The sequence below is a fragment of the Massilia frigida genome (genome assembly GCF_011682175.1).
In the GTDB taxonomy this organism is placed as follows: Bacteria; Pseudomonadota; Gammaproteobacteria; order Burkholderiales; family Burkholderiaceae_D; genus Telluria_A; species Telluria_A frigida.
Window position 1 is genome coordinate 36401 of the sequence record NZ_WHJG01000037.1, and the last position, 12314, is coordinate 48714.

The following is a 12314-nucleotide window of genomic DNA, read 5'->3' on the forward strand; positions in this document are numbered from 1 at the left end:
AACGCGACGTTCCACGTGAAACAATCCGTTGTGTAAAAAACGGTGATTCTGGGTGCAAAAGAGTCGGGGGTCCGAAAAGACTCTATAATCGGGCCTCATATCCCTCGCTCTACACTCCATCATGCTATTTCCAACTGAATTCGACGTCATCGTCGTCGGCGGCGGCCATGCCGGCACCGAGGCTGCGCTCGCTTCTGCCCGCATGGGCCAGAAGACACTGCTGCTCACCCACAACATCGAAACGCTCGGCCAGATGTCTTGCAACCCGTCTATCGGCGGGATCGGCAAGGGACACCTGGTCAAGGAAGTCGACGCCATGGGCGGCGCCATGGCGATCGCCACGGACGAATCCGGTATCCAGTTTCGTATCCTTAACTCGTCCAAAGGCCCGGCCGTACGCGCCACCCGCGCGCAAGCGGACCGCATCCTGTACAAGCAGGCGATCCGCTCGCGCCTGGAAAACCAGCCGAACCTGTGGCTGTTCCAGCAGGCGGTCGACGACCTGATGCTCGAAGGCGACCGCGTGGTCGGCGCCGTCACCCAGATCGGCATCAAATTCCGCGCCCGAGCGGTGGTGCTGACGGCTGGCACTTTCCTCGATGGGAAGATCCACGTCGGCCTGCAAAACTACTCCGCCGGCCGCGCTGGCGATCCGCCTGCAATCTCGCTGTCGGCGCGCCTGAAGGAAATGAAGCTGCCGCAAGGGCGCCTCAAGACTGGCACGCCGCCGCGTATCGATGGCCGCAGCATCGACTTTTCGCAAATGTCCGAGCAGCCGGGCGACCTCGATCCGGTGCCGGTGTTCTCGGTCATGGGTAACACCGCCATGCACCCGCGCCAGGTCCCGTGCTGGGTGACGCACACGAATGCGCAGACGCACGACATCATCCGTGCCGGCCTGGACCGCAGCCCGATGTATACCGGCGTGATCGAGGGCGTCGGCCCGCGCTACTGCCCGTCGATCGAAGACAAGATCCACCGCTTCTCCGGCAAGGAATCGCACCAGATTTTCCTGGAGCCGGAAGGCTTGACGACCAACGAATTCTATCCAAACGGTATCTCGACCAGCCTGCCGTTCGACGTGCAGATCGCCCTGGTACGCTCGATGAAGGGCATGGAAAACGCCTTCATCCTGCGTCCGGGCTATGCCATCGAATACGATTATTTCGACCCGCGCGGCCTGAAAACCTCGCTCGAAACCAAGGCCGTACAGGGCTTGTTCTTTGCCGGCCAGATCAACGGCACCACCGGTTACGAAGAAGCGGCGGCGCAGGGCATGCTGGCCGGAATCAACGCCGCGCTGCTGACCAAGGGCAGTGAAGCGTGGGTTCCGGGCCGTTCCGAAGCCTACCTTGGCGTGCTGGTCGACGACCTCACCACCCAGGGCGTGGCCGAGCCGTATCGCATGTTCACCAGCCGCGCCGAGTTCCGCCTGAGCCTGCGTGAGGACAATGCCGACATGCGCCTGACTGACATCGGCCGCAAACTCGGCTGCGTGGGCGATGCCCAGTGGGAGGCATTCGAGCGCAAGCGCGAAGCTGTCGCTGTCGAACTGGAGCGCCTGCGCACGACCTGGGTAAACCCGCGCATCCTCGCCAGCGCCGAATCGGAGCGCGTGATCGGCCAGGCCATCGAGCGCGAATACTCGCTGGCCGACCTGCTGCGCCGTCCGGGCGTGGACTATGAAAAGCTGATGGGCCTGTCCGGCGTGGATGGCCAGGTGCTGGCCGGTCCGGGCGTCGACGATCCCGCAGTCAAGGAACAGGTCGAAATCCAGCTCAAATACGCCGGCTATATCGACCGCCAGGCCAAGGAAGTGGAGCGTCACGACCACTACGAAAACCTCAAGTTGCCGGCCGGATTCGACTATCTCGACATCACCGCGCTGTCGATCGAGGTGCGTCAGAAGCTCGACAAGCAGCGTCCTGAAACGCTGGGGCAGGCATCCCGCATCTCGGGCGTGACGCCGGCGGCGATCTCGCTGCTGCTGGTGCATTTGAAAAAACGTGGCGCCAAAGGCTTTGCCACCCTCAACGAGGAGTTGGCAGGATGAAGTTTTTCGACCGTAACGCCATTGCGCCCGTGCTGGCCAATGGCATCAAGGAACTCAAGCTCGACCTGAACGAACAGCAGCACGGGCAATTGCTCGACTACCTGGCCCTGCTGGCCAAGTGGAACTCGGTGTACAACCTGACCTCGGTGCGCGATCCCATGCAGATGGTGACCCACCATGCGCTCGATTCGCTGGCTGCGGTCTCGGCGTTCGAGGGTGCCGTCCGCGTGCTCGACGTGGGCGCGGGGGGCGGCTTGCCTGGCATCGTGCTCGCCATCGCGCGGCCAGACATGAAAGTGGCCCTGATCGATACCGTGCACAAGAAGACAGCCTTCCTCACGCAAGTCAAAGCCGAACTGGGCCTGGCCAATGTCACTGTGCACACGGCGCGCGTGGAGCAGTTGCAGGTGCCGCACAAATTCGACGTCATCACCTCGCGCGCTTTTGCCGACCTGTCCGACTTCGTCAATTGGTCGGGACACCTGCTGGCCGAGGGCGGCAAATTCATCGCCCTCAAAGGCACGGCGCCGGCGGACGAACAGGAACGGCTGCCGGGCGACTGGAAAGTGAGCCAATTGCGGGCTATCCAGGTTCCAGGACTGCAGGCGGAGCGGCATCTCGTTTTTATCGAGAAGAACCAACAAACAGTATAAATCAAATAAACGATTTATATTAAGCAAACTATATAAATCGAATAAACGATTTATACGATTAAAACAGTATAAATCGTTTGCATCAAACTATCATAAGAGCATACATGGCGAAAATATTTTGCGTTGCAAATCAAAAGGGCGGCGTAGGCAAGACCACCACCAGCGTCAACCTGTCAGCGGGCCTGGCCAAACTGGACCAGCGCGTGCTGCTCGTCGACCTGGACCCGCAGGGCAACGCGACCATGGGCGCCGGCATCAACAAGGCGGGCCTGAAGGCATCGACCTATGAAGTGCTGCTGGGCGAGGCCGATGTGAGCACGGCGCGCACGCGCTCGGAAGCGGGGCGCTTCGACGTGCTGCCCTCGAACCGCGAGCTGGCCGGCGCCGAAGTCGAGATGGTCGAACTGGAACACCGCGAGCGCCGCCTGAAGGATGCGCTGGCGTCGGTCGACAAGGAATACGACTTCATCCTGATCGACTGCCCGCCAGCCCTGTCGATGCTGACCCTGAACGGCTTGTGCGCCGCACACGGCGTCATCATCCCGATGCAGTGCGAGTACTACGCGCTGGAAGGCTTGTCGGATCTGGTCAACACCATCAAGAAGGTGCATGCCAACCTGAACACCGACCTGAAGATCATTGGTCTCTTGCGCGTGATGTTCGATCCGCGCATGACCTTGTCGCAGCAGGTATCGGCCCAGCTGGAGCAGCACTTCGGCGACAAGGTCTTCAACACCATCATCCCGCGCAATGTGCGCCTGGCCGAAGCGCCGTCGTACGGCGTGCCGGGCGTGGTGTTCGATCCGTCCTCGAAAGGGGCGCAGGCCTACATCGCCTTTGGCGCCGAGATGGTCGAACGCATCAAAACAATGTAAACGAAGGCATTCAAGAATCATGGCAACCAAAAAACTCAAAGGGCTCGGTCGCGGGCTCGACGCGCTGCTGGGCGGCGATGGCGAGGGCGCCAAGCCCGATACGCCGTCCACGCTGGCGGTGCACCAGATGCAGGCCGGTAAATACCAGCCGCGCACGCGCATGGATGAAGGTGCGCTGAACGAACTGGCGGCGTCGATCAAAACCCAGGGCATCATGCAGCCGGTGCTGGTGCGCCCGATCGGGCAGGACACCCTGACTGGCGCGGTGCGCTACGAGATCATCGCCGGCGAACGGCGCTTCCGCGCGGCCCAACTGGCCGGGCTGAACGACATCCCGGTGCTGGTGCGCGATGTGGACGACCAAGCCGCCGCCGCGATGGCGCTGATCGAGAACATCCAGCGCGAGGATCTCAATCCCCTGGAAGAAGCGCAGGGAATTCATCGCCTGATCTCGGACTTCAATTTCACGCACGAGCAGGCGGCGACGGCGGTGGGGCGCTCGCGCAGCGCGGTATCGAACCTGCTGCGTCTGATGAACCTGGCGGCACCGGTGCAAACCCTGCTGATGGCGGGCGACGTGGACATGGGTCACGCGCGCGCGCTGCTGGCGGTCGACCCGGCCAGCCAGATCAGCCTGGCCAACCAGGTGGTGGCCAAGCGCCTGTCGGTACGCGAAACCGAAAAGCTGGTGGCCAGGGAGTTGGAAGAGCAGAACAATCCAGCCACTGTGCGCCAGAAGGAAAAATCGGGCGATATCACCCGGCTGGAAGAAGAGCTGTCCGACAAGCTGGCCACCCCGGTCTTGTTCAAGATGGGGGCGAAGGGCAGGGGACAGATGATCATCGATTTCGCCGATCTCGATATCCTGGACGGCGTACTGGCGCGTTTGCGGGCGTAAGTTACCCCAACATCGTTGTTCCCACCTCCACCCTCGTCGTTCCCGCGCCAAGGCGGCACTCGGCGGGAACCCAAGTCCGTCGCATCGTTGTTGGCGGCTCACATAAACTTGGGTTCCCGCCCCATTGGGGCCTTGGGGGGTCAACCTCCGCCGGCCGCTGTGTTTTGGGCGCCAAACAAATTGGGGGCAGGGCTTGGGGTCCCGCCTGCGCGGGAAGTCGTTTCTGGCAATGCCAGGAACGACGGGCCATAACCTCCCAGGTAATTGCCCCCTCCCCACCACGCGCCTACGATATAACTGTACCCCGCGCCAGCAGCCGGCAAGCCGCCCCACCACCCGCCCGCGCGACCATTATCACGCAAGACGTTGCTTCTAGTTAACTTTTAACAAGGAGGACCAGTTCGCCCCCGTTTCGTGCAGATTGCAGAAAAATGCGTGGTTTTTGGACACAATCGCGTTCATTCACAGTGCAGCAACGTTTGACGCACGCAAGCATAAGCACTTATAATCCCGCTGATTCACATAATTCAGACACCGAAACACGGCACTTATATGGCTGGCGCAAGGAATACAACATGTTGCGCTTAGTCTCCCTGCAATTGATGGTAACAGTCGCTGCTGGCCTTATCGCCGCGCTTCTGGGGGGATGGGCTGCGATGTTGTCGGCGGTGTTCGGCGGATTGTGTTGTGTCTTGCCCAATGCCGTTTTCGCGTTGCGCCTGTTCGCCAATACGAAGAAACCAGGTGGGGCCGACCCGATATCGTTTTTTATCTGGGAATTCATAAAGATTGCTTTGACGGTGGCGCTGATTGCCGCGACCTTCTCGCTGTACCGCGACTTGAATGTGTTCGCCATGATTGGCGGCTTCATCGTGGCGCTGAAAAGTTACATATTCTTAATATTTAGGCACTGACATGACGAGTCCAACACTTGAAGCCGGCGCAGCACACGCGCAGACTGCATCAGAATACATCAAGCACCACCTGGGTCACTTTTCGACCAAGCATCAGGAAAATGTGGTCGATTTCTCCATTATCAATATGGACACCATGTTTTGGTCGATCGCCATGGGCATTCTTGGCTGCCTGATCATGTGGATGGCGGCCCGCAAGGCCACCTCCGGCGTGCCGACCCGCTTCCAGGCGGCCGTTGAAATGGTGTTCGAGATGGTCGACAACCAGGCCAAGGGCATCGTGCATGGCGACCGCAGCTTCATCGCGCCGCTGGCACTGACGGTGTTCGTCTGGGTTGCACTGATGAATTCGCTGGACTTCTTGCCGGTCGATCTGTTCTCCGGCCTGTTCAAGCTGCTGGGCATCGAACATATTTTCCCGTATCACCGTGTGGTGCCAACCGCCGACCTGAACGGCTCGCTGGGCATCGCCCTGGGCGTGTTCGCACTGATGATCTACTACAGCATCAAGATCAAGGGTTTCGGCGGCTGGATTCACGAACTGTTTTCCGCGCCATTCGGCATTGCCATGGCGCCGTTCAACCTGCTGTTGAACATCATCGAGTACGCAGCAAAAACCGTGTCGCTCGGCATGCGACTGTTCGGCAACATGTTTGCTGGCGAACTGCTGTTCCTGTTGATCGCTTTGTTGGGTGCGATGGCTACGACGTTTGGCTTTGTCGGCCACGTCATCGCCGGTTCGGTCTGGGCTATTTTCCACATCCTGATCGTGTTCCTGCAGGCGTTCATTTTCATGATGCTGACCCTGGTGTACCTGGGCCAGGCGCATGAAGGTCACTGATCGGCACAGCTCGAACAGAATCGAAACATAGTAGTAGTTGGCAAAGTTTGTAATTTTTAATCTAGTTTTTAATTTACTTTTTGAAGGAACTCTCATGACTGACCTTTCTTTTGTTGCTCTGGCTTGCGGTTTGATCATCGGTCTGGGCGCTATCGGCGCTTGTATCGGTATCGCTATCATGGGCGGCAAATACCTCGAAGCTTCGGCTCGTCAGCCTGAACTGATGAACACCCTGCAAACCAAAATGTTCCTGCTGGCTGGTCTGATCGATGCGGCGTTCCTGATCGGTGTTGGTATCGCAATGCTGTTCGCATTCGCCAACCCATTCGTTCCGAAGTAATTTTCGTTCGGCACTTCGCTGGTTATGAATTGCCGAACCTTCCGGGTTCGGCATCCGTTTTTGTAAGAAGGAAAACACCGTGAACTTAAACGCAACCCTGTTTGCCCAGTTCGTGGTCTTCTTCATCCTGGCTGGTTTCACGATGAAATTCGTGTGGCCCCCACTGATGAAAGCGCTCGACGAGCGCATCCAGAGGATCTCGAACGGCCTGGCCGCAGCTGACCGCGGCAAGGAAGAAATGCAGAAAGCCCACGAGCAAGTCCAGAAAGACCTGGCCGCTGCCCGTGACGAAGGTCAAAAGCGTATCAGCGACGCCGACAAGCGCGCCGCCATGATCCTCGACGATGCCAAGAAAGCAGCTGCTGAAGAAGCGGCCCGCATCATCGCATCCGCCAAGGCAGATGCCGAGCAACAGGTTAACCGTGCGCGCGAAGAACTGCGTGGCCAGGTCGCTGCCCTCGCCGTCAAAGGCGCCGAGCAGATCCTCAAGCGCGAAGTGAACGCAGCGGCCCACGCCGACCTGCTGACGCAGTTGTCGGTCGAGCTGTAATCATGGCCGAAATCGCAACCGTCGCCCGTCCTTACGCCGAAGCCCTGTACCGTGTTGCCCAGCAAGGCGACGTGGCGGCTTGGTCCGAAGTGTTGTCCGAGCTGGCCCAGCTCGGCGCTCACCACGATGTGCTGGCCTTCGCGGCCAACCCGAACGTGGTCGCCGCCGACGTTGCCGCGACCGTGGTGTCGCTGCTCAAGTCGCCGCTCACCGCGGAAGTGAACAACTTCGTTGCCATGCTGGTCGAAAACCACCGCGTGTCGCTGCTGCCGGAAATCTACGCCCAGTTCCAGGTGCTCAAGAACACGAATGCCGGTGCCGCGGACGCCAACATCACCAGCGCCTTCGAGATTGCCCAGCCGCAGGTTGCGCAACTGGTCGCGACGCTGGAAAAGAAATTTGGCCGCAAGCTCAACCCAACGGTGACAGTGGATCCCTCGCTGATCGGTGGTGTGCGCGTGGTCGTCGGCGATGAAGTGCTCGATACCTCGGTACGCGCCAAGCTGCAACAGATGCATGTTGCGCTGACGACGTAACGCGCCTGTCGTCACGACCCGCACTGCGCCGGCGTCTACGCCCTTGCCTTACGCATCAAGAAACTATTAGGAGTTAGCATGCAACTTAATTCATCTGAAATCAGCGAACTGATCAAAAGCCGGATCCAAGGCCTCGAAGGTTCGGCTGATATTCGCAATCAGGGCACGGTAATCTCCGTAGCCGACGGTATCTGCCGTATCCATGGCCTGTCGGACGTGATGCAGGGCGAGATGCTGGAATTCCCGGGCAACACCTTCGGCCTGGCGATGAACCTCGAGCGCGACTCCGTCGGCGCCGTGATTCTGGGTGCTTACGAGCACATTTCCGAAGGCGATACCGTCAAGACCACCGGCCGCATCCTGGAAGTGCCAATCGGTCCTGAACTCAAGGGCCGTGTTGTCAACGCCCTGGGCCAGCCGATCGACGGCAAGGGTCCTGTCAACGCCAAGCTGACCGCCGCGATCGAAAAAATCGCACCGGGCGTGATCGCCCGCGAATCCGTGTCGCAGCCAATGCAGACCGGTTTGAAGTCGATCGACTCGATGGTACCGATCGGCCGTGGCCAGCGCGAGCTGATCATTGGTGACCGCCAGACCGGTAAATCGGCTGTCGCGATCGATGCGATCATCAACCAGAAGGGCCAGAACATGACGTGTATCTACGTCGCGATCGGCCAGAAGGCATCGACCATCAAGAACATCGTGCGCTCGCTCGAGACGCACGGCGCGATGGAATACACCATCGTCGTCGCAGCATCGGCTTCCGAGTCGGCTGCCATGCAATACATTTCCGCGTACTCCGGTTGCGCCATGGGCGAATACTTCCGTGACCGCGGCGAAGACGCACTGATCGTCTACGATGACCTGTCCAAGCAAGCTGTTGCTTACCGTCAGATCTCGCTGCTGCTGCGCCGTCCACCAGGCCGCGAAGCCTACCCTGGCGACGTGTTCTACCTGCACAGCCGTCTGCTCGAGCGCGCAGCACGCGTGAACGCAAAATACGTCGAAGACTTCACCGGTGGCGCCGTCAAGGGCAAGACCGGTTCGCTGACCGCACTGCCGATCATCGAAACCCAGGCTGGCGACGTTTCCGCGTTCGTGCCGACCAACGTGATTTCGATTACCGACGGCCAGATCTTCCTGGACACCTCGCTGTTCAACTCGGGTATCCGTCCTGCGATTAACGCCGGTATTTCGGTATCGCGCGTCGGTGGCGCCGCCCAGACCAAGGTCATCAAAAACCTGTCCGGCGGTATCCGTACCGACTTGGCGCAGTACCGTGAACTGGCTGCGTTCGCGCAGTTCGCTTCCGACCTGGACGAATCGACCCGCAAGCAGCTCGACCGTGGCGCCCGCGTCACCGAACTGCTCAAGCAGGCCCAGTATTCGCCAATGTCGATCTCGATCATGGCTGTAACCCTGTTCGCAGTGAACAAAGGTTACTTCGATGACGTGGAAGTGAAAAAAGTACTGGCATTCGAATCCGGTCTGCACGGCTACATGAAGACCAAGCAAGCTGCTCTCCTGGCCAAGATCGAAGAAACCAAGCAACTGGACAAGGATGGCGAAGCCGCCATGGCCGCAGCCATTGCTGACTTCAAGAAATCCGGCGCGTATTAATCCTTGTGGGACGGACCTGCGCGCAGCGCAGGTCCGTCCTCAAGACTTAATAAGTTGTGGGAAGGACTTGAGCGTAGCGAAAGTCGGTCCTCAACATGCTAAACGGCTGGAATCAAAAGGAGTAAGGACTCATGGCAGTAGGCAAAGAGATACGTAACAAGATCAAGAGCGTAGAGAATACGAAGAAGATCACGAAGGCGATGGAAATGGTCGCCGCGTCCAAAATGCGCAAGGCGCAGGACCGGATGCGGGCCGCCCGCCCTTACAGTGACAAGATTCGTAACATCACCTCGCATCTGGCTACGGCGAATCCGGAATACACGCATCCGTTCATGGCGCAAGGCAAGAACGTGAAAGCGAAGGCGGTTGGTTTCATCGTCATCACGACCGACAAGGGTCTGTGCGGCGGCATGAACACCAACATCCTGCGTCTGCTGACGCAAAAGACCCGCGAGCTGGAAACGGCTGGCAACAAGATTGAAGCGGTTGCCATTGGCAACAAAGGTTTGGGTTTTATGAACCGCGTTGGCGTGAAGGTCGTGTCGCATGCGATCCAGATCGGCGATACGGTCCACCTCGACAAGCTGATCGGGCCGATCAAGGTCATGCTCGACCGCTACGAGGAAGGTGAGCTGGACGCAGTCTATATCTGCTACACCAAGTTCGTAAACACGATGAAGCAAATCCCGATGGTCGAGCAGCTGCTGCCGCTGACCGCCGACAAGCTGGAAGGCGACAAGAGTGGTCACGCATGGGACTACATCTACGAGCCGGAAGCGCAGACCGTGATCGACGAACTGCTGGTGCGGTATGTGGAAGCGCTGGTGTATCAGTCAGTGGCCGAAAACCTCGCGTCCGAGCAATCGGCGCGGATGGTGGCGATGAAAGCGGCAAGCGACAACGCCGGCAGCGTCATCGGCGATCTGAAGCTGATCTATAACAAGACCCGCCAGGCTGCGATTACCAAAGAACTCTCCGAGATCGTCGCCGGTGCGGCCGCGGTCTAAACCCGAATTTAAATACTATTGAAGGAACGAACATGGCTGATGGCAAAATCGTTCAGTGTATCGGCGCTGTGGTGGACGTTGAGTTCCCACGCAATGCAATGCCGAAGGTTTTCGACGCACTGAAAATGGCAGGCTCCGAGCTGACCCTGGAAGTACAACAGCAGCTGGGCGACGGCATTGTCCGTACCATTGCACTGGGTACCTCCGACGGTCTGCGTCGCGGCATGGTAATCCAGAACACCGGCAAGCCAATCATGGTACCGGTCGGTAAAGCGACCCTGGGCCGTATTATGGACGTGCTGGGCAACCCGATCGACGAGTGCGGTCCGGTCTCGCACGCGCAAACCGCATCGATCCACCGCGTGGCGCCTGCGTACGACGAACTGTCGCCATCGCAAGACCTGCTGGAAACCGGCATCAAGGTGATTGACCTGGTCTGCCCGTTCGCCAAAGGCGGTAAAGTCGGCCTGTTCGGCGGTGCTGGTGTGGGCAAGACCGTGAACATGATGGAACTGATCAACAACATCGCAAAAGCACACTCGGGCGTGTCCGTGTTTGCCGGCGTGGGTGAGCGTACTCGCGAGGGTAACGACTTCTACCACGAGATGGCCGATGCCAAAGTGGTCGACCTGGAAAATCCAGAGAACTCCAAAGTGGCGATGGTCTACGGCCAGATGAATGAACCGCCAGGTAACCGTCTGCGCGTTGCGCTGACCGGCCTGACGATCGCTGAATCGTTCCGTGACGAAGGCAAAGACGTTCTGTTCTTCGTGGACAACATCTACCGCTTCACCCTGGCCGGTACCGAAGTGTCCGCACTGCTGGGCCGTATGCCATCGGCCGTGGGTTACCAGCCGACCCTGGCCGAAGAGATGGGCCGTCTGCAAGAGCGCATCACCTCGACCAAGACCGGTTCGATCACCTCGATCCAGGCCGTGTACGTCCCTGCGGATGATTACACCGATCCATCGCCAGCAACCACCTTTGCTCACCTGGATTCGACCGTTGCCCTGTCGCGTGACATCGCCTCGCTGGGTATCTACCCTGCGGTCGACCCGCTCGACTCGACCTCGCGCCAGCTGGACCCGCTGGTCGTCGGCCAGGAACACTACGACACCGCGCGCGCTGTCCAGGGCACCCTGCAGCGCTACAAGGAATTGCGCGACATTATCGCGATTCTGGGCATGGACGAGCTGGCACCGGAAGACAAACTGCTGGTGGCACGCGCACGCAAGATGCAGCGTTTCCTGTCGCAGCCTTTCCACGTTGCTGAAGTGTTTACCGGTGCTCCAGGCAAATACGTTTCGCTGAAAGACACGATCAAAGGCTTCAAGATGATCGCATCGGGCGAACTGGATCACCTGCCTGAGCAAGCGTTCTACATGGTTGGCACGATCGAAGAAGCAATCGAAAAAGCCAAGAAGCTCAACTAAGACAGGCCAAGGCGCCGCGCTGAACCAGCGTGGCGCCGGAACCCGATAGGACACACATGGCAAACACATTTCACGTTGACGTGGTATCGGCCGAAGCCAGTATTTTTTCGGGCGAAGCCGAGTTCGTCGCGTTGCCGGGTGAAGCAGGCGAGCTGGGGATTTATCCCAAGCACACCCCGCTGATCACGCGCATCAAGCCGGGTGCGGTACGGATCAAGGTGGCTGGCCAGGCCGAAGAAGAGTTCGTCTTCGTCGCTGGCGGCATCCTGGAAGTGCAGCCGAACGGCGTGACCGTGCTGGCAGACACCGCTATCCGCGGTGGCGACCTGGACGAAGCGAAAGCACTGGCCGCCAAAAAAGCGGCCGAAGAAGCAATGGTCAACAAAGAATCGAAGATCGACTACGCCAAGGCGCAAGCCGAGATGGCGGCCGCGATTGCCCAATTGCAGGCAATCCAGCGCTTCCGCAACAAGCGTTAAGCTAGGCGGTAACAGACAAAAAGGCAGCTTCGGCTGCCTTTTTCCGTTAACCGCCCAGTCGCAGGCTGCGCGCGGAATGAAGGCGCGGACTTGTGAGTATTGGTTCACAATGCCT

13 protein-coding genes are annotated in these 12314 nt (G+C 59.2%); all 13 read left to right on the top strand.

Annotated features, from left to right (window positions below):
• Window positions 1-121: 121 nt before the first annotated feature.
• The 13 genes from mnmG (at window position 122) to F2P44_RS26710 (ending at window position 12199) form a co-directional block, all read left to right on the top strand.
• Window positions 122-2053 (top strand): tRNA uridine-5-carboxymethylaminomethyl(34) synthesis enzyme MnmG, encoded by a 1932-nt coding sequence (gene mnmG / locus F2P44_RS26650; protein ID WP_167091236.1) that lies wholly within the window; start codon window positions 122-124, stop codon window positions 2051-2053.
• Complete coding sequence (rsmG, locus tag F2P44_RS26655; protein ID WP_167091238.1) at window positions 2050-2706, top strand: 16S rRNA (guanine(527)-N(7))-methyltransferase RsmG; 657 nt, start codon at window positions 2050-2052, stop codon at window positions 2704-2706. Before mnmG ends, rsmG begins: the two co-directional genes overlap by 4 nt.
• Before the next feature lie 104 nt (window positions 2707-2810).
• A complete protein-coding gene (locus F2P44_RS26660; protein ID WP_167091240.1) occupies window positions 2811-3581 on the top strand; it encodes a ParA family protein in 771 nt (256 codons plus the stop codon).
• Window positions 3582-3600: 19 nt separating this feature from the next.
• Window positions 3601-4479 (top strand): ParB/RepB/Spo0J family partition protein, encoded by an 879-nt coding sequence (locus F2P44_RS26665; RefSeq protein ID WP_167091242.1) that lies wholly within the window; start codon window positions 3601-3603, stop codon window positions 4477-4479.
• A 575-nt stretch (window positions 4480-5054) separates the two neighbouring features.
• Window positions 5055-5393, top strand: a complete 339-nt coding sequence (locus tag F2P44_RS26670; RefSeq protein ID WP_099873359.1) for an ATP synthase subunit I — start codon at window positions 5055-5057, stop codon at window positions 5391-5393.
• Between the two features lies 1 nt (window position 5394).
• Window positions 5395-6234: a F0F1 ATP synthase subunit A gene (atpB, locus tag F2P44_RS26675; protein WP_167091244.1), complete on the top strand. Its 840-nt coding sequence runs from the start codon at window positions 5395-5397 to the stop codon at window positions 6232-6234.
• A 94-nt stretch (window positions 6235-6328) separates the two neighbouring features.
• Window positions 6329-6574 carry a F0F1 ATP synthase subunit C gene (gene atpE / locus F2P44_RS26680; RefSeq protein WP_038494309.1) on the top strand — a complete coding sequence of 82 codons (246 nt, stop codon included), beginning with the start codon at window positions 6329-6331 and terminating at the stop codon, window positions 6572-6574.
• Window positions 6575-6653: 79 nt separating this feature from the next.
• A complete protein-coding gene (locus tag F2P44_RS26685) occupies window positions 6654-7124 on the top strand; it encodes a F0F1 ATP synthase subunit B (protein WP_099873363.1) in 471 nt (156 codons plus the stop codon).
• A 2-nt stretch (window positions 7125-7126) separates the two neighbouring features.
• Window positions 7127-7660, top strand: a complete 534-nt coding sequence (locus F2P44_RS26690) for a F0F1 ATP synthase subunit delta (RefSeq protein ID WP_167091246.1) — start codon at window positions 7127-7129, stop codon at window positions 7658-7660.
• A 78-nt stretch (window positions 7661-7738) separates the two neighbouring features.
• The gene (gene atpA / locus F2P44_RS26695) at window positions 7739-9280 is read left to right on the top strand and encodes a F0F1 ATP synthase subunit alpha (RefSeq protein ID WP_167091249.1); all 1542 of its coding nucleotides are present in this window, start codon (window positions 7739-7741) and stop codon (window positions 9278-9280) included.
• Window positions 9281-9411: 131 nt separating this feature from the next.
• A complete protein-coding gene (gene atpG / locus F2P44_RS26700; protein ID WP_167091251.1) occupies window positions 9412-10287 on the top strand; it encodes a F0F1 ATP synthase subunit gamma in 876 nt (291 codons plus the stop codon).
• A gap of 32 nt (window positions 10288-10319) precedes the next feature.
• Window positions 10320-11720: a F0F1 ATP synthase subunit beta gene (gene atpD, locus F2P44_RS26705; protein WP_054265482.1), complete on the top strand. Its 1401-nt coding sequence runs from the start codon at window positions 10320-10322 to the stop codon at window positions 11718-11720.
• Window positions 11721-11776: 56 nt separating this feature from the next.
• On the top strand, window positions 11777-12199 hold the full coding sequence (locus tag F2P44_RS26710; protein ID WP_167091254.1) for a F0F1 ATP synthase subunit epsilon: 423 nt from the start codon (window positions 11777-11779) through the stop codon (window positions 12197-12199).
• Window positions 12200-12314 lie beyond the last annotated feature (115 nt).

What these genes read in the sequence shown, in the direction of transcription:
- mnmG (WP_167091236.1), top strand. Translation starts at nt 122, where the DNA reads ATGCTATTTCCAACTGAATTCGACGTCATCGTCGTCGGCGGCGGCCAT.
- rsmG (WP_167091238.1), top strand. Translation starts at nt 2,050, where the DNA reads ATGAAGTTTTTCGACCGTAACGCCATTGCGCCCGTGCTGGCCAATGGC.
- F2P44_RS26660 (WP_167091240.1), top strand. Translation starts at nt 2,811, where the DNA reads ATGGCGAAAATATTTTGCGTTGCAAATCAAAAGGGCGGCGTAGGCAAG.
- F2P44_RS26665 (WP_167091242.1), top strand. Translation starts at nt 3,601, where the DNA reads ATGGCAACCAAAAAACTCAAAGGGCTCGGTCGCGGGCTCGACGCGCTG.
- F2P44_RS26670 (WP_099873359.1), top strand. Translation starts at nt 5,055, where the DNA reads ATGTTGCGCTTAGTCTCCCTGCAATTGATGGTAACAGTCGCTGCTGGC.
- atpB (WP_167091244.1), top strand. Translation starts at nt 5,395, where the DNA reads ATGACGAGTCCAACACTTGAAGCCGGCGCAGCACACGCGCAGACTGCA.
- atpE (WP_038494309.1), top strand. Translation starts at nt 6,329, where the DNA reads ATGACTGACCTTTCTTTTGTTGCTCTGGCTTGCGGTTTGATCATCGGT.
- F2P44_RS26690 (WP_167091246.1), top strand. Translation starts at nt 7,127, where the DNA reads ATGGCCGAAATCGCAACCGTCGCCCGTCCTTACGCCGAAGCCCTGTAC.
- atpA (WP_167091249.1), top strand. Translation starts at nt 7,739, where the DNA reads ATGCAACTTAATTCATCTGAAATCAGCGAACTGATCAAAAGCCGGATC.
- atpG (WP_167091251.1), top strand. Translation starts at nt 9,412, where the DNA reads ATGGCAGTAGGCAAAGAGATACGTAACAAGATCAAGAGCGTAGAGAAT.
- atpD (WP_054265482.1), top strand. Translation starts at nt 10,320, where the DNA reads ATGGCTGATGGCAAAATCGTTCAGTGTATCGGCGCTGTGGTGGACGTT.
- F2P44_RS26710 (WP_167091254.1), top strand. Translation starts at nt 11,777, where the DNA reads ATGGCAAACACATTTCACGTTGACGTGGTATCGGCCGAAGCCAGTATT.